Raw genomic sequence first — 22,850 nt, 5'->3', positions numbered from 1 at the left:
CAGTACATTTTACAGGGGTATTTGTTAACTCTCAGTTAATACCTTGTGCATTAAGTGCTCTCATGCTGGGCCCTGTCATGTCACAAAGTCAAGACCAGCATTATCATTTTATTCACTTTTTGAATATCATCAATATAATGATAAATATTAAAAAATTACTTTACTACTCACTTTACTGCATAAAATATGCATATAAATGCACGGCGTGGGCGCGTTTTTCGCTGCGTAGTTATGCAATCAAAAAACCAAATTTCTAACAAAAATTTAAAATTCGGAATAGCCATCAAATACCGGTTTATAAAATTGGTGATAACATTCATTACACAGAGTTTACTGCTGTACCTATTCCACGGTTTCACACGACATAAATAACATTGAGAACAGGACTCTTATGGAAAAGTTATCTTACGCATCTGAAAGTCATACATCTCCATGGACAACCTACCTGCGTCAGATCGACCGCGTCGCACCTTATCTGGGCGATCTCGCCTACTGGGTGGAAACTCTGCGTCACCCCAAACGCGCGCTGATTGTCGACATTCCGGTGCAGATGGATGATGGTACTATCCGCCACTTTGAAGGTTATCGCGTCCAGCACAATCTATCGCGCGGACCGGGTAAAGGTGGTGTTCGCTACCATCCAGACGTTGACCTGAATGAAGTGATGGCACTTTCTGCCTGGATGACCATCAAGTGTGCCGCGGTCAATATTCCTTACGGCGGTGCGAAAGGCGGCGTACGCGTCGACCCGTTCAGCCTGTCAGAAGGTGAGCTGGAACGTCTGACCCGCCGCTATACCAGCGAAATCGGCCTGATTATCGGGCCGCAAAAAGATATTCCGGCCCCGGACGTCGGCACCAACGGTAAAGTGATGGCGTGGATGATGGATACCTACTCCATGAACCATGGCACCACCATTACCGGCGTGGTAACCGGCAAGCCGATTCACCTCGGCGGTTCGCTGGGACGTGAAAAAGCCACCGGTCGCGGCGTCTTTATTACCGGCCGTGAAGTGGCTGGGCGTTGCGGAATTGAAATTGAAGGCGCGAAAGTGGCGCTGCAAGGTTTCGGTAACGTCGGTAGCGAAGCCGCACGTCTGTTCGCCGAGGTGGGCGCGCGTATCGTGGTGATTCAGGACCACACCGCCACCCTGTATAACGAAGGGGGCATTGATATGGCGGCCCTGAGCGCATGGCAGACGGAGAAGAAACAGATTGCCGGTTTCCCGGGTGCCCGCGAAATTGACAAAGATGCCTTCTGGACCACCCAGATGGACATTCTGATCCCCGCCGCGCTCGAAGGCCAGATCACGCGCGAGCGCGCAGAAAAACTGACCTGTAAGCTGGTGCTGGAAGGGGCGAACGGGCCGACCTATCCGGAAGCGGACGATGTCCTTGCCGAACGTGGCGTCATTGTGGTTCCGGACGTTATCTGTAACGCCGGCGGTGTGACCGTCAGCTACTTTGAATGGGTCCAGGACATGGCGAGCTTCTTCTGGAGCGAAGAGGAGATCAACGCCAAAATGGACCGCATCATGACGGACGCGATCATCCATGTCTGCGAGAAAGCCGCTGACAAAGAGTGTTCGCTGCGTACCGCAGCCTATATCGTCGCCTGTGAGCGTATCCTGATGGCGCGTAAAGATCGCGGTATCTATCCGGGTTAAGATGCAGCGACCACCGCCCGGGCGATGGCCCGGGCTTTTTTTGCCCGTGCGCCCGGGCATTCCACTGGCCTCCCTCTGCCCGATAATCCGCTACGCTTATGGAGCCTGGGCGACAGCATTCTTGCGTCGTTCCTCAACCGCCAATGCCTGGGTGGATATCTCGACACCTGGCGCCACGCAAATGAGCGTCGTGCAGGTGAAAAACAATCTGCAGCAGGCGCGGATGGATTGATACCGGTCGCTGGAAGTCGGCGGGTCTGACTCATCAGGGATGTAACGCGGGAAATCGCTTATGCAACAAAAATGGTCTGCCGTTGACAGTTATCTGGTTGATGCTTTAATTCCCCACGATCCGCTGCTCGCACAGGTGCTGGCGAACAATCAGCGCGCCGGGCTACCCGCTCACGACGTCGCCGCCAATCAGGGGCAGTTTCTGGCGCTGCTGGTGCGCATGGTGCGGGCGCAGCGGGTGCTGGAAATCGGCACGCTCGGTGCATATAGCTCCATCTGGATGGCCCGTGAGCTGCCAGAAGATGGCGAGCTGCTGACCCTGGAAGCCTCCCCGCACCATGCCGCGGTGGCTCGGGAAAATCTACGCCTGGCGGGGGTCAATAAGCAGGTTACGCTGCGGGAAGGTCCGGCACTGGAGACTCTGGAGTCCCTCGGCGATCGCCCGCCTTTTGATCTGATTTTTATTGATGCCGACAAACCCAGTAATCCCGATTATTTGCGCTGGGCCTTGCACTATTCCCGACCAGGAACATTGATTATCGGCGATAACGTGGTACGCGATGGCGAGGTGGTCAACCCGCACAGCGAGGACGATCGCGTGCTGGGGGTGCGACGCTTTATCGAGATGATGGCCCGCGATCCGCGTCTGACGGTCACGGCGCTGCAAACGGTAGGCAGCAAAGGCTGGGATGGGTTTACGCTGGCGTGGGTGAACGGCTAAACGTCCGCGCAGCGCAGGCAACAGGGTAAGCCGATCGCTTAACCCTTGTCGCCCACTCAGCGTCGCGCCAGCAGGAAAGTCCGCCGCTTTCAGATCGTCACTTACGCGACGATCTGCTCCATTGCCTGCAGCACCCGCTTATCGGAAATGGGATACGGCGTACCGAGCTGTTGGGCGAAGAAGCTGACGCGCAGCTCCTCAATCATCCAGCGAATCTCCTGCACATCTGCATCCCCACGACGCCCCAGCGGCAGCTTATTTAACCACTGCTGCCAGGCCTGCTGAATGTTCTCCACTTTCAGCATCTGCGCCCGGTCGCGGTGCGGATCGATGGCCATTTTCTCCAGCCGTTTTTCAATCGCCTGCAGATAGCGCAGGGTATCCCCCAGCCGACGGAAACCGTTGCCGGTAACGAAACCGCGATAGACCAACCCGCCCATCTGCGCCTTAATATCCGACAGTCCCAGCGCCATGCTCATGTCGACGCGCCCTTTCAGCCGCTTATTGATGTTAAACACCGCGGTCAGAATCTGTTCGACCTGTCTGGCTATCTCCACCACCGTTTCGTTCAGTTCGGCGCGCACTTTTTCATGCAGCGCGGCAAACGCCTCTTCGCTCCACACCGGGCCGCCTGCCTCATCAATCAGCTTATCGACGCCGCAGGAGATACAGTCATCAATCAGATCCAGCACTTTGCCGTAAGGGTTAAAATAGAGCCCCAGCTTGGCTTTATTCGGCAACTTCTCATGTAGATACTTAATCGGCGACGGGATATTCAGCAACAGCAGACGGCGCAGCCCCTGCCACATCGCCTGCTGCTGTTCCAGCGGATTATCAAACAGCTTGATCGCCACGCTGTCGCGCTCATCCACCAGCGCCGGCCAGGCTTTCACTTTATAGTTGCCGCGTTTTTGCTCGTAGCTCTCCGGCAACTGGCCGAAACTCCAGATGTGCAGCCCGCGCTGCTCGATGCCATCGTCAGCCACCGCAGAAAGCGTCTCCTGTACTTTGCCTTTCAACGTCTCTTTTAAATCCTGCAGCGAACGCCCTTCCGCCAGTTTTTTGTTCTTGTCATCCACCACCCGGAAGGTGATTTTCAGGTGATCGGGCACCTGATCCCACTGCCAGGCATCGCGGTCGATGGTGACGCCGCTCATCCGTCGCAACTCGCGCTCCAGCGAATCCAGCAACGGTAACTCCAGCGGCGTCGCGCCGCCCAGAAAAGCCTCAGCGTAGTTCGGTGCCGGCACGAAATTACGCCGCACCGGTTTCGGCAGCGATTTAATCAGCGCAATAATCAGCTCGCGGCGCAGGCCGGGGATCTGCCACTCAAACCCGGCCTCTTCCACCTGGTTAAGCAACGGTAGCGGAATATGTACCGTCACCCCGTCGGCATCGGCGCCCGGTTCAAACTGATAGGTCAACCGCAGCTTCAGGTTGCCCTGATGCCAGAAGTTCGGATAGTCGAGCTTACTGACCTGCTCCGCACCTTCCTTAATCAGCATGCTCTTTTCAAAGTTGAGCAGATCCGGCGTTTCGTGGCTGACCGCTTTCCACCATTTATCAAAGTGGCGCGCGGAGATCACGTCATGGCTAATGCGCTGGTCGTAGAACTCAAACAGCGTTTCGTCATCGACGAGAATGTCGCGACGGCGCGATTTATGCTCCAGCTCTTCGATTTCTGTGCGCAGCTTAAGGTTGTCGCGGAAGAATGCGTGGCGAGTCTGCCAGTCTCCTTCCACCAGTGCGTGGCGGATAAACAGCTCGCGGCACAATCCCGGGTCGATCTGGCTGTAATTCACTTTGCGGGCGGCGACGATCGGCAGGCCGTAGACGGTCACTTTTTCCGTCGCCATCACCGCCCCCTGTGCCCGTTCCCAGTGCGGTTCGCTGTATGACCGTTTAAGCAGATGCTGCGCCACCGGCTCTATCCATTCCGGATCGATCCGTGCGGCGATGCGTCCCCACAAGCGGCTGGTCTCCACCAGTTCGGCGACCATCGTCCATTTCGGCGGCTTTTTAAACAACCCGGAACCGGGGAAAATAGAGAAGCGAGCATTACGCGCGCCGGTAAACTCCTGCTTATCGGCATCTTTCATCCCGATGTGCGACAGCAGGCCGGTCAGCAGCGCAGTATGGATTTCGCGGTATTCCGCCGGTTCGCTGTTAATCGGCAGCCCCAGCTCTTTCACTACCTGGCGCAGCTGGGTATAGATATCCTGCCACTCGCGCACCCGCAGATAGTTGAGAAAATCGGTGCGGCACTGGCGACGGAACTGGTTCGAGGAGAGCGCCTTTTGCTGCTCACCGAGGTAGTTCCACAGGTTAACAAACGCGAGGAAATCGGACTCTTTATCATGGAAGCGGCGATGTTTCTCATCGGAGGCCTGCTGCTTGTCCATCGGGCGCTCGCGCGGATCCTGAATCGACAGCGCCGAGGTGATGATCATCGCTTCACGCACGCAGCCGTGTTTTTGCGCTTCCAGCACCATCCGCGCCAGACGCGGGTCAACCGGCAACTGGCTGAGCTGACGGCCCATCGGTGTCAGCTTATACGCGGTCTGTTGCTCGTCGGTCGTAATCGCCCCCAGCTCTTCCAGCAGACGCACGCCATCCTGGATATTGCGCTTATCCGGCGCTTCGACGAACGGGAACGCAGCGATATCGCCCAGCCCGAGGGCGGTCATTTGCAGAATAACCGACGCCAGGTTGGTACGCAGGATTTCCGGGTCGGTAAATTCCGGGCGCGAGAGGAAATCGTCTTCGGAATAGAGACGAATACAGATCCCTTCGGAAACACGCCCGCAGCGCCCTTTACGCTGGTTAGCGGAGGCCTGAGACACCGGCTCAATCGGCAGACGCTGCACCTTGGTACGGTAGCTGTAGCGGCTGATGCGCGCGGTGCCGGGATCGATAACGTACTTGATGCCCGGGACCGTCAGCGAGGTTTCCGCCACGTTGGTCGCCAGCACGATCCGCCGCCCGCTATGGGACTGGAAGACGCGGTTCTGTTCGCTGTTCGATAACCGCGCATACAGCGGTAGCACTTCGGTATGGCGCAGATTGAGCTTATTCAACGCATCGGCGGTATCGCGAATTTCACGCTCGCCGCTCATAAAGATCAGGATATCTCCGAGGCTTTCACGGCTCAGCTCATCCACAGCATCGAAAATGGCCTGCAACTGATCGCGTTCAGTATCATCCGCCTCTTCGACAATCGGCCGATAGCGCACTTCCACCGGATAAGTCCGCCCGGACACTTCGATAATCGGCGCATTGTTAAAGTGGCGCGAAAAGCGTTCCGGGTCGATGGTCGCCGAGGTGATAATAATTTTCAGGTCCGGGCGACGCGGCAGCAGCTCGCGCAGATAGCCCAGCAGGAAATCGATGTTCAGGCTACGTTCGTGCGCTTCATCGATGATGATCGTGTCATATTGCATCAGCAGCCGGTCCTGCTGGATTTCCGCCAGCAGGATACCGTCGGTCATCAGCTTAACCATGGTGTTATCGCTGACGTGGTCGCTAAAGCGAACTTTATAGCCGATGCAGCCGCCCGGCTCCGTTTGCAGCTCTTCGGCAATACGGTTCGCCACGGTGCGCGCCGCCAGACGACGCGGCTGCGTATGGCCAATCAGCCCTTTCACCCCGCGCCCCAGTTCCATGCAGATTTTCGGCAACTGGGTGGTTTTACCCGAACCGGTTTCGCCCGCCACAATCACCACCTGGTGATCGCGTATGGCTTCGAGAATCTCTTGTTTTTTCTGGCTAACCGGCAGATTTTCCGGGTAGGTAATCGTCGGGCGCGATGCCTCACGCAGCAGGACTCTCCCTGCGGCTTGTTCGATCTCTTGTGCCATCTCCTGAAGAATGGATTGCTGGGTTTCAGGATTTTTAACTTTCTTCACGCCATGCAGGCGACGGGAAAAGCGTGACTTATCACGCAGCATTAAGCCATCAAGCTGTTGGAATAGCAGAGAGAAGGTGAACTTTTGTTGTTCTGTCATAGCGTTATCGGGCAGTGCACTGCCGGGAAAAATCTCTTTTGATGTATTGCTGTATATTACCACATCTGCGAATCGCATGCCTTGTTCAAAAAAATTGAATACAGAGTTCGATTTATTGCGCTTTCTCTGTGGCATGATTGTGAATACAGTGTCAACAAGCACCAGGGTATCGACCCGTCAATCTCATATAAGGAAACACCCATGAGTAAAGTATTAGTACTGAAATCCAGTATTCTGGCAGGGTACTCACAATCTGGTCAGCTGTCCGACTATTTTGTTGAACAATGGCGTGAGCAGCACGCTGATGATGTGATCACCGTGCGTGACCTGGCAGCCAATCCGATTCCGGTACTGGATGGTGAACTGGTTGGCGCGCTGCGTCCGAGCGACACGCCGCTGACTCCGCGCCAGCAGGAAGCGCTGACGCTGTCTGACGAGCTGATCGCCGAGCTGCAAGCGAATGATGTGATTGTCATTGCGGCGCCGATGTATAACTTCAACATCCCGACCCAGTTGAAAAACTACTTCGACCTGGTGGCTCGCGCCGGCGTGACCTTCCGCTACACCGAGAAAGGACCGGAAGGTCTGGTGACCGGTAAACGTGCGGTGGTGCTGACCAGCCGTGGCGGTATCCATAAAGATACCCCGACCGACCTGGTCACGCCGTACCTGTCTACCTTCCTCGGCTTCATCGGTATCACCGATGTGAACTTTGTCTTCGCCGAAGGCATTGCTTACGGCCCGGAAGTCGCAGCCAAAGCACAGTCCGATGCCAAAGCGGCCATCGACAGCGTGGTTGCCGCGTAATATAGATTGCCACTCCCACCGCCCGGTGGGAGTTTCTTCTCCCCGTCACCCACCTTACGCGACGCCTCGTAAAATCAGCAGCCCAATCTGCCTGTAAACCCTCCAACATATACGATAGCGCTCACGGCTTGAGGCCTACTCATGTGCTGTGCGATTGAATTTATCGAAACGCCGCTGGTTACCCGGCAGATAAAACCGCTTGCTACTGACGATGAGCTTCGGGCGCTGCAGAAAGAACGCATTGGCAATCCGGATGCCGGGGATATCATCCAGAATACGGGGGCTACGGAAAATCAGGATGGCGACAGGTGCTCAGGGGAAAAGCGGCAGCGCGAGGGTGATTTATTTCCTCGCAACCGCAGAGAACCAGCGTGGGTACCATTAAAAGCCCGACGTAACCCAACGGGACATGCGGCAAAAGTGCTGGCGGCGATTCAGGCCAACCCGGCACTCTTTCGCGAGATGGCTAAATATTAGGCCCTCAATGCCGGAGGGCTCTGATTCAGGATGATGATTTCGGCCGCAGGTTTTCATCAAACGCCAGCCGTTTTCTCTGCGGCTCCACCTGACGCAGCGTCTGCTGGCAGCGTTCAACCAGCACCTGATACTCCCGCGTCCCCTGCTTTTTCCACGCGATCTCCTGCTCGCTCAGGGTGCGGATCGCTTTTGCCGGGCTGCCGACAATCAGATGGTTGGCGGGCATCTCGGCTTTCGCCTTCACAAACGCCGATGCGCCGACAATGCTGTTTTCGCCGATGGTCGCACCGTCGATCATCACCGCGCCCAAGCCTCGCGGAATGCCGCCTGCTATCCGGCGGCTGAAAGCACCACTGTCTCCGGGAGCCGGGTACGGTGGCAATACGCGCTGGTCACCGGGATAAGATTGGTCAGGTTAATCGGGACCTGCGCATTTTGAAGCGCCAGATCCTCGCTGCCGTTTTACCCGTCAGCCGGGCCCGTCACTGCCGGCCGCCAGCAGCGGTACAATAAGATCGCTCAGCGGCGTCGCAATGCCGTGCAGGCGCCCACGGCGCTGTATCACGCCGTTACGAATCGCCCATTCCAGCGGCCGCCCGCTTTCGCGGTCAATCAAAATCGAAGTACTGAGATCGGGCGGCGCACGATGGAATCCGTCGACAATTTCCTGCGGCACGCTGTCGCTCAGCCTGGCGCCTTCCGCGCGCGCGACGAGCAGGCATTCGCGTAAATAGGCCAGCGCGATGTCGGTGATATCGTCACGGGCGAACATACCGGCCCGACGGCCCGTCAGCACCATCAGACCAGCCACCGCATTTTGCAGCAGCTTACGCCAGGCGACGGTGGTGAAGTCATCGGCCAGCTCCACCGCGCAGCGGGTGCCTTGCAGCGTTTGCTGTACCAGCCGGGCCTGCGGCAGATCCGGCAAGGTCAGCCGGGGCGTCGCTCGCAGCCAGACAGAGGAGTCGGGTTCGCGCTGCGCCGGAAACCACACCACCGCGGGCAACACCGTCGCTCCCGCGACGTGATCGGCAAACTGCGCCTGCTGTTCGACGCCATTTTGCAACACGCACACCACCGTTTTTTCATCGCACAACGCGGTCAGCCACGGGGCAATATCGGGGTTCTGGGTCGCTTTGACCGCAACGAAAACCAGCGAAAACGGCCGCACAATGGCCGTGGAGTCGGTCAGTACCGGACCGGGGACCGTAATCTCTCCGCCATCGAATTTGAGCAGCAGCTGCGCATGAGATGTTCGCCCGCACACCACCGGCGTGCGCCCCACCTCATGTAACGCTGCGGCTATCGTGGTGCCAATCGCCCCGGGGCCAAGAAGGGCAACGGCAGGCTCCTTCAACATCATATCCGCCTCCTGATGATAAGCTCCGCCACCATGGCGGGAAGGCATTAACAGTAGCGATAAATGCGCTGATTCAGCAACCCCTGTTCGCGGATAACGACGGGTACGCGGCCCTGTCATATTTAGCGGGAAATCGTCAGGGAGATGCTGCCGCGATTGTTATCGTACATTTGCCACGCATCGTTGGCGTAAGCGTAAAAATAGCCGCTTTTAGACGGTGTGAACCGACATCCGCTACCGATAATAACGAGCTCATGCCGTGGCTCAGGCGCGTCGGGCGCGGGATCCGCGTGATTGGCAACCACGCCAATCAGCGCAAACCATGGCGCCGTACCGACGCGTCTGCTAAGCCAAAAATCCACATCCTGGTTTTTGCTTCCCCCTTTCCACAACGCTTCCAGTTTGTCAGAAACGGAAGCCATAATTTGCGTGGCCTCGCCGGGATAAAACTTACCGTCATCGGTCCCGCCCGCATCGCAGGGCACCGAGCCATCCCCCCATTTGCCGGTGGACATAAAGCGATACTCAACACCCGCCTCAAACCAGATCCCCGTTGCATTCCAGCGCTCACGCGCAAAAACGTCAAAGGTCGCCGGGTGTTCTGCCGTCACATCGGTGAGCGGTCGGTAACGACCGTGGAGCAGCATCGGCCGACTTTGCTGCTGTATCACGCTGGCATCGACATCGGGACTTCCGGCGACAATCCGCGGTACGCTGCACGGGCAGGTATGCAGCCGTTTAAAAATGCCGGTGGCCGAATCATGCGGCAGTCCATGAGGGCGGGAGCCAGTTGAGCGTCGATACCCGGCAGCAGCGTAAGTCCCAGTCCACCGGCCTCTGCCATTATCCATTGCAGAGTGATGTCCGATAATCCGCACTGCGCGTAGTCGCCGCCGACATCAGCATGCACGCCGACAAACCAACACTTGTCGGTTCGCAGCCTGTACCGGCTGTTTGCCGACAAGGGTCTGGTGGTCGCACAATATATTACGAACCGGCGTCTCGATCTCTGCGCGCAGGCGCTGCGCAATGCCCGCGATGACGAAAAGCTGGCAGGAATTGGCTATAGCTGGGGATTCAGCGACCACAGCCACTTCTCTACCGCCTTCAAACAGCGTTTTGGCGTGTCGCCTGGGGAATATCGTAAGCGCTGCCGCTGATTTTTATACGGTAATGGGCCGTAAACCCGCCATAGCTGGCACCCGCTTCTGACAGCGGTCTCCTTCTGAGACCACCGCGCAAATAGCTTTATCCGCTGCTGAGCCCACCGTTGAGGTTGCCGCTAGCCTCATCCAGCGCATTTCGCCCCTGTTCCCGCCAGACCAGATTCTGGCCCTAAAAACAAAAGCGTATAAAAAAACATAATATGGAATTTTAATTTCATTAATAAGCACATGGTGTTAAAAGCGTGAATCTTATCAAATGGTTAACTTTTAATTCAATAGCTTATTTTGGCAAACCCCGCAAATCCATTCGTAAATTATCATTAAATATCAATAGCATAAAATGAGATCTTTTTCACTCAAAAGACAGAATTCTTTTCACCTCCAACAAACAAAATGAAATTAAACTTCCAATATGTGATCTATTTGTGATTTTATTTCATTTTGGGGTGTCATATTACTCTTCGATAAACGCAATCTGTCCACTCTCTGCGGTACACAAACCCGCAAGCACGGAGGAGACCATGAAGGAAACAGAAACAAGATTTATCCCGTCAGACAACAGGAAACGTGGTCATGCCATTGACGACGTTGTGGGCACGACGGTTTCTCCACAGAAAGGAGCACCGGCGACGAAAAACAACGGGGCGTCGGCAAACTCCCCCGTAGCGCAGGTTGGCTTTCCTCGCTTTATGCGCCAAGACCAAACACGGTGCCGGATTCGCACAGCCCGCTCTGTGCAAAAGCGCTGTCGGGTAACCGTGTGAAGATCGACAGACATGCATCACAGATGCCATACACCACCCAGAGACACTGATAACACACCGTCAATCAAAAACACGTCTCATCGCCCGTTGCTGATCGGCATATGGCGATGAAGACGAAAAATCGCACCACCCGTCTGGCTTCCACCGTCATCGTTCGACAGGATAAAACTGTAACCGTGGCGAAGAGAAACAGAATAACCGGTGCTGTTGATGAAAATAAAAGGGATGAAAATGTCAGCTATCATGAAACTGAACGTACAGCAAAGAAAACGGCTTCACCAAATAACGCTCGTGGCAACATTTGGTGGCCTGCTTTTCGGCTATGACACCGGGGTTATTAATGGTGCATTTTCTTCACTGAAGCAATATATGAGCCTGACGCCGACGACGGAAGGTCTGGTCATGAGCGTATTGCTTGTGGGCGCGGCTATTGGCAGCGTTTTTGGCGGTACCCTCGCCGATTATTTTGGCAGACGAAAATATCTGCTCTGTCTGTCATTTATTTTCCTGATTGGGGCAGTAATGTCAGCCCTCGCGCCGAATATCACCGTATTGCTGATATCCCGTTTTCTACTGGGGTATGCCGTAGGTGGCGCTTCCGTCACGGCACCGACCTTTATTTCTGAAGTTGCTCCCACTGAAATGCGCGGTAAACTCACGGGGCTAAATGAGGTCGCCATTGTTATCGGGCAGCTTGCCGCATTTGCCATCAACGCCGTGATTGGCATCATCTGGGGCCACCTCCCCGAAGTCTGGCGATATATGTTAATGGTCCAGGCTATCCCGGCCATCTGTTTATTTGTCGGAATGTTGCGTTCACCGGAAAGTCCGCGCTGGCTGGTCAGCAAAAACCGTCACCAGGAAGCGCTGGAAGTCTTAAAGCAGATCCGCTCGCCGGAACGTGCAGCGCAAGAATTTGCCGATATTTCTACTCTTATTAAAGTCGAAGCCGATCGTAAATTCAGTACGCAAAGCGCATTTGTCACCCTTCTTACTACGCCGTGGATTTTTAAATTACTGCTGGTGGGCATCATTTGGGCCGCGTTGCAGCAGACCCCGGGGTCAATGTCATTATGTACTATGGCACCGAGATCCTCAGTACCGCCGGGTTCTCAGAAAGAACCTCTTTAATATGCAATGTGCTCAACGGCGTCTTCTCCGTGGGCGGAATGCTGGTTGGGGTCTTTTTCCTTGTTGACCGCTTTAAACGCAAGACCATCATTATTTACGGCTTTGCGATTATGGCGACGCTGCACCTGATTATTGCCGGTGTTGATTACACGCTGGTTGGCGATGTCAAAGCGACGGCCATCTGGCTGCTTGGCGCGATGTTTGTCGGGGTCATGCAAGGGACGATGGGCTTTATTACCTGGGTGGTACTGGCCGAACTGTTCCCGCTGAAATTCCGCGGCCTGTCGATGGGGATTTCCGTGTTTTTCATGTGGATCATGAATGCCATTGTCAGCTACCTGTTTCCGCTGCTGCAGGCCAAACTCGGCCTTGGCCCCGTATTCCTGATTTTTGCGGCCATTAACTATATAGCAATTATCTTTGTGGTCACGGCGCTCCCGGAAACCGCAAACAAATCGCTGGAACAATTAGAAGAAGAGCTATCGTCTAATAAATATGATACGCGGGTGAATAACGGCGCGGAGGTCGCTCACAATGATCGCTAATATTACGCAAGAGAATCTTCACCTTGGCTACAAGGCAAAAAATAAGGCTGAAGTCCTCGCCCTGCTCGGCGCGGAATTTAAACAGAAAGGCTACGTCAGCGCAGACTGCGTCGCTTTTCTCGATGAAAGGGAGCGTCAGGTTTCCACCTTTTTAGGCAATGGCATTACCCTTCCGCACCTGCCGAAATCCGCGACCCATATCATCCTCAAAACCGGAATAGAGATATTTCAGTTCCCGGACGGGGTCATCTGGGACAGAAGCAACGTCATGTTTATCGCTATTGGCGTGATTGCCAAAGAGAAGGAACATATTGATGTTCTGAAGGACATCGCCTCTATTTTCAGTGATGAAATCATTGCGAATGCGCTGTCATTGATCTCCAGCAAGCAGGACTTTTTGACGATACTCCAACAACACCGCTAGCCCTAACGTTTGATCGTCATCTGACCTCTCCGCCGCTGATGAAAGGGCCTCTCATCAGCGGCCATTGCTGCCGGGCAAAAGCAGTGGGCGCGCTATTTTCGCAACCATTTGCCATTCAGTCCCTGAACATATTCACCGGGCTGCGCCCGGGAGACCAGTTTTTGTCCGGCCATTTTCGCCACCTCATCAACCGGCAGGTTATTATCATCCGCCAGTTGTTGATAGCTTTCACTCCTCGCCGCATTGATCCGTTTGACCAGATCCAGCGTTTCTTTGTCCTGACGCAGCGGCGCCAGATAGCCATCCCACGTTTCACCGACCCGACCTTGCTCCCGCGCCTCGCCTAGCGTCAGCGCCAGTGCCGATGAACTGAGGAGGCCAAGCGCCAACGCCGCCGTTAACAGTCGTTTTCTCATCGCCACCTCAGAATAGATCGCTACGCGACTTCAGTAATGCTTCAACATCCTTATCCACTTTGATATGAATCTCGTGCTCAATTTTGACATTCATATTAATGGTGATCGGCTCTTTTGACGCCGCGATTTCAATGCGCGGGGTACAGCCTGCCAGCAGCATCGTCATCAGTACCGGCGTTAGCAATTTCATCATTGTTGTTCCTTACACTTTTTACTGTCCGTACAGCTGCGCACGGGGAGCACGGCATTTTGCTCAAACCATGCCTGTAAATTGTCGCCAAAACGTAAACTGCGCCACAGGTCAAAAATATTCTCTTGATGAGAATAGTTTAAATGCACCGTATTACTCTGCTCCCCGACGCGGCTGGTTCCGCTGATGGTTGCCTTCAGCGTCAGCATGCCCAAATTATCGAGATCGATGCGCGTCCATGAGCGGGAGATCTCCATATAGCGCAGCCAGTTAATCGCCGCGCCGGCGGAAATATTGTCGTTGACCATCGCATCCGCCATATCCTTATCAAGACGTAAGGTCATCGGTCCCGGGTTACCCAGCCAGCCGTCTTTAATGATCCATTTGTCATTGTTCAGCCACAGCGGCAGCGCGCCGTTAAAGGCGCCAGACATGGCAAACTGCTTGATATTTATCGCGCTCACCAGTTCACTGCTGGAGATGTGCTGTAAACGCAGTAGCGCCGGGTCATGCTGCGGCATCCGCAGCTGCTGCATGGTCACCTTACCCCCAAGAATATCCACGCTGACGTTGCTCAGTTGCAGCGGTTCGCTCTCGCTCCAGGGCCAGGAGCCCTGCAGATCCGCCGAGAGGTTTTTCGCCGTCACCTGGTTGACGACTTCGCCTATACGCAACGATACCGGACGCCGGGTCCCCAGTCGCCAGGTCCCCTGACTAAAGCGGAAAGGCAGAACAAAATCTACGCCATTAATCTGATTGTCAGGCATCCAGGCGCTGCCGCCTTTTAAGACGCCGTGACCGCCGGCTTCAAAACCCTGGTCTGCCGCCGCAGAGAAAGCCACCTGAGCATACAAAATGCCTTCACGCAGGTTCATTTTCCAGTCTGGCGGCACCAGCGGCTGAAACACGGTTAACGACTGTTTCGGCCACCAGGCCTGGCCCCGCAGACGTTCACCATCCCAACGCCCGGTGACCCGCACGGGACCGATCTTATTGGCGTGGAGCGTCCCGTTGAACTGAAACCAGGTGGGATCCCGTCCGTCGATCTTGAACTTTAAGGTGGAGGGAGGAAGTTCGCTGCCGCTGCTAAAGCTGGTTTTCCCCGCGTCCAACGATAGCGCGCCGGTCAGTTTAGGGTGCTGTTCGCCGCGCATCCAGTGAACGGGTTCGTCTAAGGTTAACCGCGGTGTGCTGACCAGCATCGTGCCGTACTGTAGCTTATCGAAGCCCGTCGACAGGCTGTTCAGTACAATCGAATTGTCCATCCACGCCCCGGCCCCTTTGACGTCCCACTTCGCCTGCATCGGCGTGAAGCGGCCCTCTCCCCAGTAACGCCACTGCCAGCGGCCGCTATCGGGCATAAAGTTGTCGGCCTGACCGTCAAGATGCAGCGTGAAGTCGCCCATTTGCTGTTCGTGGGCGCGCAGAATGGCCTGTAGACGACCGTCTATGCCCTGCTGAGTAACCTTTACTCCGGCCAGCGGCAGACGAACTTCATCAATATTGAGCGAATCAATGACCCGTCCGCGGGAACGCAGCAGCGCACCGGGATGGAACGTCAACGCCGGCGCGGTCAGCGCTCCGCTCAGGTTCGCCGGCAGCACGGCATACACAATCAGATCGCCGAGCTTGGCTTCGCCCGTTAACTGCAACGGCATGTCGCTGTTGTCCATGCTCAGTTTGCCAGGACCGATCGTCAGCACGGCGTTCCCCTTCCCGGCATCCCCGTGGGTAAGAACGTTGAGACGACCACTGACCTGCATCTGCTCGGTACCCTGTTGCCAGTTGCCCACCGAAAGTGCGACGCGGCCACTTAGCGGATACCCGGCATATTCGGTACTCCAGCGGCCATCGCTGATAGCAATACGGTCCGGGGTGATTTCCCAGGGCAAATCGAGCATCGGCTGAACATCGCCGCGCGGCGTAACCAGCAGCTGTCCACGGTTTTTCTGCCACTCCAGTTCCGCATCAACCAGCCCTGCCGTCTGCGGGAATTCGAGCGTGGCAGTCAGATGGCCATCGACCGGCAAACCGTCCGGCACCAGCGGCATATGAAACTCGCCCACCAGTTGCACCGGCGCCTGTCCTTCGATCAGTTGCGCGGAAAAGTCGCTCACCGTCAGCGCCTGGCCACGCAGGCGCGCCTGGAGTGTCAGCTCTTTACCGCTGTAGCTGATATCCTGCTGCTGCGGAGTTAAGGACATGACCAGCCGCCCCTGCCACTTTTCCCACGGTGAGAGACGCAGGTTCTCAATCGTTAACCAGCTATAGGGGAGCATGGACTGCCATTCCGCCAGCGTGCGCGGCGCGCCGGACGCCGGTTCGCTTTCAGGCAGCTTGCTCAGGCAGGCGCTGTTGATATCAAGTTCGTCAACCTGCAACCGCCAGCGGCTGGGATGGGAGAGCCGGGCGTTGGTTATCCGGGCCAGCTCGCAGTCGCCAACCAGATAGCGTAAATCGGGAATGCGCAGCGCAGAACGCGTCAGGCGCGGACTGTCATGCAGCGCAATGCGGGTTCCCTCAGGCAGCCAGATCCCTGCCAGGGTAGGAACCCAATGGGTAAGCGTCGACAACAAGGCCAGCGGTAGCAGAATGAATGCTAACAATAGCGCGATGGCGGCTTTATATTTACCCTTCATGGGCAGTTAATATCCTGATTCAACAAAAGTAAAAGCCGAAAGTGGCGTGTATTGTGGCACGTTCGACCAGTGAGTGAAAGTTTCTATCCTGCCTAAGAATAGTTGCTGCGACATCATCGTTAGGGTGAATTTTTGCCATTCGCTTATTTAACCGCCATTTAGCCAGCCCCTGTCACACTCGCCGGAATCGATCAACCAAGTAGGGGGATCTCGTGGAATTTTTGGTTTCACTTATGGACTATGCCCAGCGCCACTATTCATTCCTGCTGCTGCTGGTCTTCCTGCTGACCTTCAGCAAATCCTGTGCTCTGATTTCCCTGGTGGTGCCAGGCACATCCGGACTGCTGATGCTCGGCCCGCTCGCCTCCGCCAGCCTGAATCACTTCTTATTTATGTGGCTCAGCGCCAGTCTGGGGGCAATCGGCGGATTCTGGATCTCCTGGTGGCTGGGGCAGCGCCACCAGCATCGTCTGCTACGGCTTCGCTGGCTGCGTGGCGAGCGACTGGCTCGTAGCCTGGCATTTCTCCATCACCACGGCGAATGGGCGGTATTTTTCGGACGTTTTCTCTCTCCGCTTCGCGCCACCCTTCCGCTGGTCAGTGGCGTCAGCGGCACCCCATTCTGGCGTTTTCAACTGGCCAATGTCAGCTCGGGGCTTCTCTGGCCGCTGCTCCTGCTGGCTCCCGGTGCTTTCAGCTTCAGTTTTTGGTAAAATACATTGTGTTTTAAAGAGATACCTCAACCCAGCGATATGCTCTAGAATTAATGTTATATCCGCCAGGTTAAAATATTTTTTAAAATTTGTACGATTATTTTAAATATGCTACCGTGACGGTATAATCACTGGAGAAAAGTCTTATGAAAATCGCTGTGTATAGTACAAAGCAGTACGATAAAAAGTACCTTCAGCATGTTAATAATACATATGGCTTTGAACTCGAATTTTTCGACTTCCTGTTAACTGAAAAAACCGCGAAAACGGCCAACGGTTGTGAAGCCGTGTGCATATTTGTCAACGATGACGGCAGCCGCCCGGTCCTGGAAGAGCTAAAAGCACACGGCGTGAAGTACATCGCCCTGCGTTGCGCCGGCTTTAACAATGTCGATCTGGATGCGGCCAAAGAGCTGGGTCTGCGCGTTGTCCGCGTTCCCGCCTATTCGCCGGAGGCCGTGGCTGAACACGCTGTCGGCATGATGATGTCGTTGAACCGCCGCATTCACCGCGCCTACCAACGTACCCGCGATGCTAACTTCTCACTGGAAGGCTTAACCGGCTTTACCATGCACGGTAAAACCGCCGGGGTGATCGGGACCGGCAAAATCGGCGTTGCCGCGCTGCGTATTCTGAAAGGGTTTGGCATGCGCCTGCTGGCGTTCGATCCCTATCCAAGCGCCGCAGCGCTGGATATTGGCGTGGAATATGTCGATTTGCCGACGCTGTATGCCCAGTCCGATGTTATCTCTCTGCACTGTCCGTTGACGGAAGAGAACTACCATCTGCTGAATCATGCGGCATTTGCGCAAATGAAAGACGGTGTGATGGTGATCAACACCAGTCGCGGAGCGTTGATTGATTCTCAGGCGGCGATCGATGCGCTGAAACACCAGAAAATCGGGGCGCTGGGTATGGACGTATATGAGAACGAGCGCGATCTGTTCTTCGAAGACAAGTCCAATGACGTGATTCAGGATGACGTCTTCCGTCGCCTCTCTGCTTGCCATAACGTATTGTTCACCGGGCACCAGGCATTCCTCACCGCCGAAGCGCTGATCAGCATTTCGCAAACGACCCTGGATAACCTGCGCCAGGTCGATGCTGGCGAAACCTGCCCGAACGCGCTGGTCTGATCGTTCTTCCCCTTTTGTGCCCTCCTTCCACGGGGGGCACATTCAGATAACCCCCACAGAAATTGCCTGCAGTAAAGTTAAACTGTGCGTATTTAACAGATGTGATAAATAGTTTTGGAGGAAAAATGAACAAGTATGCTGCACTGCTGGCGGCAGGAGTACTGTTATCTGGCTGCGTCTACAACAGCAAGGTCTCCACCGGCGCGGAGCAACTTCAGCACCATCGTTTCGTCCTGACCAGCGTGAATGGCCAGGCCCTGAAGGCGGGAACCAAACCGCTAGAGCTGAGTTTTGGCGAAGATATGTATGTGTCAGGGAATATGTGCAACCACTTTAGCGGTAAAGGCAAAATCAACGGCGGCGAGCTGAAGGTCAAAACGCTGGCGATGACCCGTATGCTGTGCACCGATTCTCAGCTGAATACGCTGGATAATGGGCTGAGCAAAATGCTGCATGATGGCGCACAGGTTGATCTGACGGAAAATCAGTTGACGCTGGCCACTGCCGATCGGACCCTGGTGTATAAACTCGCCGACCTGGTTAACTAGTAGTTACCGCAGTTTCCACCCGCTAACGCCTGCTCGCTGCAGCGCTTGCCGTTAGGTAACGCGCACATGCCGATCGTCGAACCGTCAAGCTGTCGTGCCACGGACAATGAGCCGCCAATCATCGCGCAGTTCGCCTGCCCTGAGCTGCTCATCGCGGCACGCATTCCCGGCGACACGTGTGCCGCTGTCGCCTGTTGAACAGGTTCGCTACTACAGGCCGACAATAATAACGCGGCACACCCTACTAAAAACGCAGCTCGCATCGTCTCTCCCCTCAGATATATCTTAAAATGAACAAGCCTAGGGATAATAGGCAGCTCAGCGCGCCGCGTCGAGAGGCGAAGTACGTATTTATGCGTCTTGTTAACATTTTTTAGCAAATTTTCCGCCCAAATGTTGATCTCGTCGGGGGCTAACCCGTTTCCAGAAAACGCGTCGAAGATGAGCGGCTATCGTAGAGACCCGCAGCGTGAATTTTGTTGTGAAGCCGATCATGTTTTAAAAAAGGTTGTTGACTTAATCAACTGCTGAAAATAGCTTACGACACTATGATAACGATTTCATAAATTCATATGGCAACGATAAAAGACGTAGCAGAAAAAGCAGGACTATCCGTCACGACGGTCTCCCGCTTCCTGAATAATCATCCCTATATCTCCGATGATAAAAAAGAGAAGATTCTGGCGGCAATGAAGGCGCTTGATTACGAGCCGAGTACTGTTGCCCAGCAGATGCGTGGGGTAAAAACATACCGTATCGGCGTGCTTATCTCGCGGATCACTAACCCGTTTTTCGCAAGCCTGGTCGACGCGCTGGAGGTCACCGCGCGCAAAAACGGCTATTCGGTACTGATCGTGCAAAACCACGACAGCGCGGGTGAAGAAAAGAATTGCCTCGATCTGCTGAAGAAGAAAATTATCGATGGCCTTATTTTATGCGCCGTCGAAAACGATAAAAATGTGCTGGAAAAATATCAGCAATATGGCCCGATCCTGCTGTGTAATACCAGCGTTGATAATATCAGCCTGCCGGTAGTAAAAGTTGACGATCGCCAGGCGACCTATAACGCTGTGATGTACCTGATTAACAAAGGCTATAAAAAAATCGCCTACTCCACCGGCGGCGCGTTTCAACAAAAAGGTCACGGCAGCAGAAGAAATAACGGCTTTAGTGAAGCCATGCAGGCGGGCAAGCTGACTATTGATCCCGCGCTGATTTTCCGCCAGATGCATACCTATAAAGACGGGCAGCGTCTTGCCGATAACATTATGCAGATGGATATCGATAAACGTCCCGATGCCATCTTTGCCGGCAGTGACGAGGTGGCGTGCGGTTTAATTGCCAATCTGACCGCCAGGGGTATTAAGGTTCCGACCGATCTTGCGGTAATGGGTTTCGATAATTTACCGATCGCGGAAATGATTAACGTCCCTCTCACCACCGTCAGCCAGCCTGTGGAGCAGCTGGGGCGAATTTCGATTGAGCGTCTGCTTTCGCTCATTAACGGCACGCGTTATCAGTACGATGAAAAAGATCTGCAATCTGAATTGATTATCAGAGCGTCCGCTTAATTTTTTTATCTCAATATGGTATCGATTTCATATCAAGGAGAAGTTATGAATATTCCCCGGCAATCCGCATGGTGGAAGGAATCTGTCATCTATCAGATCTATCCAAAGAGTTTTTATGACAGCAACAATGATGGGGTCGGCGACATTCGCGGCATCATCGAGAAACTGCCTTATCTCAAGACGCTAGGTATCACTGTGATTTGGGTATCACCGTTCTATCGCTCGCCGATGGCGGATAACGGATACGATATTGCCGATTATTTTGCTGTGAACCCTGACTTTGGCAGCATGGAGGATGTCGATGAACTGATCGCCCGGTCGGGAGAAATGGGCATAAAAGTGATGATTGATCTGGTCGTCAATCATACCAGCGACGAGCACGCCTGGTTTCAGCAGGCGCTGGCAAATCCTAATTCACCCTATCGCGACTATTACATCTTTAAACCCGAGGTTAACGGCGCACCACCCAATAACTGGCGTTCCATTTTTGGCGGTAGCGCGTGGGAAAAAGTCCCCGGCGAAGCGATGTACTACCTCCATGTTTTCCATAAAAAGCAACCTGACCTGAACTGGGAAAATCCGGCATTACGTGAAAATATCTATGCAATGATTAACTGGTGGCTGAATAAAGGGATCGCGGGTTTTCGCATCGATGCAATCACCTTTATCAAAAAGGACCAGGATTTCGGCTCTCTTCCGGCGGATGGTATCGATGGCCTCGTCTCCATCAAAAATAAAACCCGTAACAGACCGGGAATTGAGATTTTCCTGAACGAGCTAAAAGAAAAAACCTTCAGAAAATATCATTGCGTAACCGTTGGGGAAGCGCCTGGCGTGCCGCTGGATGAGTACGAGCGCTTTATCGGGCCCGAAGGATATTTCGACATGATCTTTGATTTTCATGCCGCCGATATCGACGTGGAAAATGGTTCTGAATGGTTCCGGCAATGCGACTGGGGTGTCAAAGAGTTCAGAGAAACCCTGTTCGCCAGTCAGCTTGCGTTTATCCGCGCGGGATGGGGTACCTCGTTTATCGAAAATCATGACCAGCCTCGCGCTCTGTCTAAGCTGGTCAAGGACGTTAACTACCAGAATGACACCGGCGCCATGGCGCTGGCGGCGATGTACTTTTTTATGCACGGCACGCCTTTTATCTATCAGGGGCAGGAGCTGGGGATGAAAAACTTCAGCCGCACAGATATTAGCGAATTTGATGATATTTCCAGCCTCGACAACTACTCCCGTTCTCTGGCGGAAGGCTTTAGTGCAGATGAGGCAATGGCGTTTATTAACCAACGTTCGCGGGATAATGCGCGCACGCCATTTCCGTGGTCCAACGGCAGCAACGGCGGGTTTAATCAAGGGGCTAAACCGTGGCTGGCGTTTACATCCGACGATTTTTCGCTGAATGCGCAAGAGCAGACCTCGCGGGAAAACTCCGTTTTTTCGTTTTATCAGCGCATGATTGCCTTGAGAAATATCGCGTTTCCCGAGACGCTTATTTATGGCCAGTTTACACCGCTGAACAACGTTGCCGATGACATTATCGCTTATGAGCGATGTTCCGCCGACGCGCGTATTCTGTGCATCACTAATCTGAGCAGCAAAGCGCAGCCGTTTGCCTTACCTGACGGCGAAATTTTACTCAGCAATAACGACAATATGACTTCTCCGTTGCAACCCTACCAGACCCTTCTCATTAAGGTACATGCTAAAAATGAGCAAATATAAAAATATCGCTGCTGATATCGTCAATACGATTGGCAAGGATAACATCGCTTCGGCGACCCACTGTGCGACACGTTTGCGCTTACAGGTAAAGGATCGCCAGAGTATTGATGATGAAAAAATACGTAATATTAGTGAAGTGAAAGGTGTCTTTTACCATTCCGGCCAGTATCAGACCATCCTGGGTACCGGCATCGTCAATAAAGTTTATCAGGCATTTATGGCCGAATTTCAGGTGGCGGAGGTCAGTAAAGACGAAATGACCCGACAGCACGCCGGGAGACTACAGCGAGGGATCAGAAACCTTTCTGACGTCTTTGTTCCCATCGTGCCGATACTGGGTGCCACCGGGCTGTTTCTGGGGCTGAAAGGGGTCATGTTTAATGATACCGTGCTGTCTCTTTTTGGCAGTAGCGTGCAGGATATTCCCGTTTATCTCAAGACCCTGACGACGGTACTGTGCGACACCGCGTTTGCTTTTCTCGCCGCATTTATTTGTTGGTCGGCCTTCAAGAAATTTGGCGGCACGCCGATTATCGGCTTTCTCATTGGCCTGATGCTGGTCTCTCCGGCACTCCCCAATGCCTATGACGTGGCGTATGGACATACCTCG

18 protein-coding genes and 3 pseudogenes are annotated in these 22,850 nt (G+C 54.3%); 13 read left to right on the top strand and 8 right to left on the bottom strand.

Annotation, left to right across the window (positions count from 1 at the left end; genetic code table 11):
- The first annotated feature begins 391 nt into the window (after positions 1 to 391).
- Both ACZAHD_RS03610 and ACZAHD_RS03605 read left to right on the top strand, forming a co-directional pair.
- The gene (locus ACZAHD_RS03610) at positions 392 to 1,666 is read left to right on the top strand and encodes a Glu/Leu/Phe/Val family dehydrogenase (RefSeq protein ID WP_462455564.1); all 1,275 of its coding nucleotides are present in this window, start codon (positions 392 to 394) and stop codon (positions 1,664 to 1,666) included.
- Between the two features lie 292 nt (positions 1,667 to 1,958).
- Positions 1,959 to 2,618 (top strand): O-methyltransferase, encoded by a 660-nt coding sequence (locus ACZAHD_RS03605; RefSeq protein WP_462455563.1) that lies wholly within the window; start codon positions 1,959 to 1,961, stop codon positions 2,616 to 2,618.
- A 101-nt stretch (positions 2,619 to 2,719) separates the two neighbouring features.
- Here ACZAHD_RS03605 and hrpA read toward each other — a convergent pair whose 3' ends face one another.
- Positions 2,720 to 6,622: an ATP-dependent RNA helicase HrpA gene (gene hrpA, locus ACZAHD_RS03600; RefSeq protein WP_462455562.1), complete on the bottom strand. Its 3,903-nt coding sequence runs from the start codon at positions 6,620 to 6,622 to the stop codon at positions 2,720 to 2,722.
- Positions 6,623 to 6,823: 201 nt separating this feature from the next.
- Here hrpA and azoR point away from each other — a divergent pair, with 201 nt between their 5' ends.
- Both azoR and ACZAHD_RS03590 read left to right on the top strand, forming a co-directional pair.
- Positions 6,824 to 7,429, top strand: coding sequence for an FMN-dependent NADH-azoreductase (gene azoR, locus ACZAHD_RS03595; RefSeq protein WP_100685176.1), 606 nt, complete (start codon positions 6,824 to 6,826; stop codon positions 7,427 to 7,429).
- A gap of 141 nt (positions 7,430 to 7,570) precedes the next feature.
- The gene (locus ACZAHD_RS03590) at positions 7,571 to 7,906 is read left to right on the top strand and encodes a hypothetical protein (RefSeq protein ID WP_462455561.1); all 336 of its coding nucleotides are present in this window, start codon (positions 7,571 to 7,573) and stop codon (positions 7,904 to 7,906) included.
- Positions 7,907 to 7,931: 25 nt separating this feature from the next.
- Here the strand turns inward: ACZAHD_RS03590 and ACZAHD_RS03585 are convergent.
- From ACZAHD_RS03585 to ACZAHD_RS03575, 3 genes and pseudogenes are all read right to left on the bottom strand, one after another.
- Positions 7,932 to 8,219 (bottom strand): annotated as a pseudogene (locus tag ACZAHD_RS03585) (LbetaH domain-containing protein); the annotation flags it as partial.
- A 156-nt stretch (positions 8,220 to 8,375) separates the two neighbouring features.
- The gene (locus ACZAHD_RS03580; RefSeq protein ID WP_462455590.1) at positions 8,376 to 9,266 is read right to left on the bottom strand and encodes an oxidoreductase; all 891 of its coding nucleotides are present in this window, start codon (positions 9,264 to 9,266) and stop codon (positions 8,376 to 8,378) included.
- Positions 9,267 to 9,388: 122 nt separating this feature from the next.
- Positions 9,389 to 10,117 carry a hypothetical protein gene (locus ACZAHD_RS03575; RefSeq protein ID WP_462455592.1) on the bottom strand — a complete coding sequence of 243 codons (729 nt, stop codon included), beginning with the start codon at positions 10,115 to 10,117 and terminating at the stop codon, positions 9,389 to 9,391.
- Positions 10,118 to 10,192: 75 nt separating this feature from the next.
- On the opposite strand from ACZAHD_RS03575, the pseudogene ACZAHD_RS03570 reads away from it, so the two are divergent.
- From ACZAHD_RS03570 to ACZAHD_RS03560, 3 genes and pseudogenes are all read left to right on the top strand, one after another.
- Positions 10,193 to 10,426: pseudogene (locus tag ACZAHD_RS03570) on the top strand (helix-turn-helix domain-containing protein); the annotation flags it as partial.
- A 980-nt stretch (positions 10,427 to 11,406) separates the two neighbouring features.
- A pseudogene (locus ACZAHD_RS03565) lies at positions 11,407 to 12,872 on the top strand (sugar porter family MFS transporter).
- Positions 12,862 to 13,296, top strand: a complete 435-nt coding sequence (locus ACZAHD_RS03560; RefSeq protein WP_462455560.1) for a PTS sugar transporter subunit IIA — start codon at positions 12,862 to 12,864, stop codon at positions 13,294 to 13,296. The pseudogene ACZAHD_RS03565 and the gene ACZAHD_RS03560 overlap by 11 nt, the downstream one beginning before the upstream one ends.
- Positions 13,297 to 13,388: 92 nt before the next feature.
- On the opposite strand, the gene ACZAHD_RS03555 is transcribed toward ACZAHD_RS03560, so the two are convergent.
- From ACZAHD_RS03555 to ACZAHD_RS03545, 3 genes are read right to left on the bottom strand one after another with little or no spacing between them, the layout of a single operon-like run.
- Positions 13,389 to 13,712, bottom strand: a complete 324-nt coding sequence (locus ACZAHD_RS03555; RefSeq protein WP_462455559.1) for a YdbL family probable chaperone protein — start codon at positions 13,710 to 13,712, stop codon at positions 13,389 to 13,391.
- Positions 13,713 to 13,719: 7 nt separating this feature from the next.
- Positions 13,720 to 13,905, bottom strand: a complete 186-nt coding sequence (locus ACZAHD_RS03550; RefSeq protein WP_434645242.1) for a YnbE family lipoprotein — start codon at positions 13,903 to 13,905, stop codon at positions 13,720 to 13,722.
- Positions 13,902 to 16,541, bottom strand: a complete 2,640-nt coding sequence (locus tag ACZAHD_RS03545; RefSeq protein ID WP_462455558.1) for a YdbH family protein — start codon at positions 16,539 to 16,541, stop codon at positions 13,902 to 13,904. The genes ACZAHD_RS03550 and ACZAHD_RS03545 overlap by 4 nt, the downstream gene beginning before the upstream one ends.
- 233 nt (positions 16,542 to 16,774) lie before the next feature.
- Between ACZAHD_RS03545 and ACZAHD_RS03540 the strand changes: the two genes are divergently transcribed.
- The 3 genes from ACZAHD_RS03540 to hslJ all read left to right on the top strand — a co-directional run bounded on the left by ACZAHD_RS03540 (position 16,775) and on the right by hslJ (position 18,938).
- Positions 16,775 to 17,254 carry a DedA family protein gene (locus tag ACZAHD_RS03540; RefSeq protein WP_462455589.1) on the top strand — a complete coding sequence of 160 codons (480 nt, stop codon included), beginning with the start codon at positions 16,775 to 16,777 and terminating at the stop codon, positions 17,252 to 17,254.
- Between the two features lie 146 nt (positions 17,255 to 17,400).
- The gene (locus ACZAHD_RS03535; protein WP_462455557.1) at positions 17,401 to 18,390 is read left to right on the top strand and encodes a 2-hydroxyacid dehydrogenase; all 990 of its coding nucleotides are present in this window, start codon (positions 17,401 to 17,403) and stop codon (positions 18,388 to 18,390) included.
- Positions 18,391 to 18,515: 125 nt separating this feature from the next.
- Entirely contained in the window at positions 18,516 to 18,938 is a 423-nt protein-coding gene (hslJ, locus tag ACZAHD_RS03530) for a heat shock protein HslJ (protein WP_462455556.1), read from the top strand.
- On the opposite strand, the gene ACZAHD_RS03525 is transcribed toward hslJ, so the two are convergent.
- Complete coding sequence (locus ACZAHD_RS03525; protein WP_462455555.1) at positions 18,935 to 19,201, bottom strand: putative hemolysin; 267 nt, start codon at positions 19,199 to 19,201, stop codon at positions 18,935 to 18,937. The two genes, hslJ and ACZAHD_RS03525, sit on opposite strands and share 4 nt — an antisense overlap.
- Before the next feature lie 309 nt (positions 19,202 to 19,510).
- Between ACZAHD_RS03525 and ACZAHD_RS03520 the strand changes: the two genes are divergently transcribed.
- The 3 genes from ACZAHD_RS03520 to ACZAHD_RS03510 form a co-directional block, all read left to right on the top strand.
- Positions 19,511 to 20,509: a LacI family DNA-binding transcriptional regulator gene (locus ACZAHD_RS03520; protein ID WP_462455554.1), complete on the top strand. Its 999-nt coding sequence runs from the start codon at positions 19,511 to 19,513 to the stop codon at positions 20,507 to 20,509.
- A gap of 45 nt (positions 20,510 to 20,554) precedes the next feature.
- Positions 20,555 to 22,240, top strand: a complete 1,686-nt coding sequence (locus ACZAHD_RS03515; RefSeq protein WP_462455553.1) for a glycoside hydrolase family 13 protein — start codon at positions 20,555 to 20,557, stop codon at positions 22,238 to 22,240.
- On the top strand, positions 22,227 to 22,850 hold a 624-nt coding region (locus tag ACZAHD_RS03510), incomplete at its 3' end, for a glucose PTS transporter subunit EIIB (protein ID WP_462455552.1). The genes ACZAHD_RS03515 and ACZAHD_RS03510, both read left to right, overlap by 14 nt.

This window comes from Raoultella sp. (assembly GCF_039594335.1).
GTDB lineage: Bacteria > Pseudomonadota > Gammaproteobacteria > Enterobacterales > Enterobacteriaceae > Klebsiella.
The sequence above is the reverse complement of the archived record's forward strand: the minus strand, read 5'-3'. Positions and strand labels throughout refer to the sequence as shown.

Excerpts from the sequence above, each read along its gene's own strand:
- ACZAHD_RS03610 (WP_462455564.1), top strand. The coding sequence starts at position 392 with ATGGAAAAGTTATCTTACGCATCTGAAAGTCATACATCTCCATGGACA.
- ACZAHD_RS03605 (WP_462455563.1), top strand. The coding sequence starts at position 1,959 with ATGCAACAAAAATGGTCTGCCGTTGACAGTTATCTGGTTGATGCTTTA.
- hrpA (WP_462455562.1), bottom strand. The coding sequence starts at position 6,622 with ATGACAGAACAACAAAAGTTCACCTTCTCTCTGCTATTCCAACAGCTT.
- azoR (WP_100685176.1), top strand. The coding sequence starts at position 6,824 with ATGAGTAAAGTATTAGTACTGAAATCCAGTATTCTGGCAGGGTACTCA.
- ACZAHD_RS03590 (WP_462455561.1), top strand. The coding sequence starts at position 7,571 with ATGTGCTGTGCGATTGAATTTATCGAAACGCCGCTGGTTACCCGGCAG.
- ACZAHD_RS03580 (WP_462455590.1), bottom strand. The coding sequence starts at position 9,266 with ATGTTGAAGGAGCCTGCCGTTGCCCTTCTTGGCCCCGGGGCGATTGGC.
- ACZAHD_RS03575 (WP_462455592.1), bottom strand. The coding sequence starts at position 10,117 with ATGGATAATGGCAGAGGCCGGTGGACTGGGACTTACGCTGCTGCCGGG.
- ACZAHD_RS03560 (WP_462455560.1), top strand. The coding sequence starts at position 12,862 with ATGATCGCTAATATTACGCAAGAGAATCTTCACCTTGGCTACAAGGCA.
- ACZAHD_RS03555 (WP_462455559.1), bottom strand. The coding sequence starts at position 13,712 with ATGAGAAAACGACTGTTAACGGCGGCGTTGGCGCTTGGCCTCCTCAGT.
- ACZAHD_RS03550 (WP_434645242.1), bottom strand. The coding sequence starts at position 13,905 with ATGATGAAATTGCTAACGCCGGTACTGATGACGATGCTGCTGGCAGGC.
- ACZAHD_RS03545 (WP_462455558.1), bottom strand. The coding sequence starts at position 16,541 with ATGAAGGGTAAATATAAAGCCGCCATCGCGCTATTGTTAGCATTCATT.
- ACZAHD_RS03540 (WP_462455589.1), top strand. The coding sequence starts at position 16,775 with ATGGACTATGCCCAGCGCCACTATTCATTCCTGCTGCTGCTGGTCTTC.
- ACZAHD_RS03535 (WP_462455557.1), top strand. The coding sequence starts at position 17,401 with ATGAAAATCGCTGTGTATAGTACAAAGCAGTACGATAAAAAGTACCTT.
- hslJ (WP_462455556.1), top strand. The coding sequence starts at position 18,516 with ATGAACAAGTATGCTGCACTGCTGGCGGCAGGAGTACTGTTATCTGGC.
- ACZAHD_RS03525 (WP_462455555.1), bottom strand. The coding sequence starts at position 19,201 with ATGCGAGCTGCGTTTTTAGTAGGGTGTGCCGCGTTATTATTGTCGGCC.
- ACZAHD_RS03520 (WP_462455554.1), top strand. The coding sequence starts at position 19,511 with ATGGCAACGATAAAAGACGTAGCAGAAAAAGCAGGACTATCCGTCACG.
- ACZAHD_RS03515 (WP_462455553.1), top strand. The coding sequence starts at position 20,555 with ATGAATATTCCCCGGCAATCCGCATGGTGGAAGGAATCTGTCATCTAT.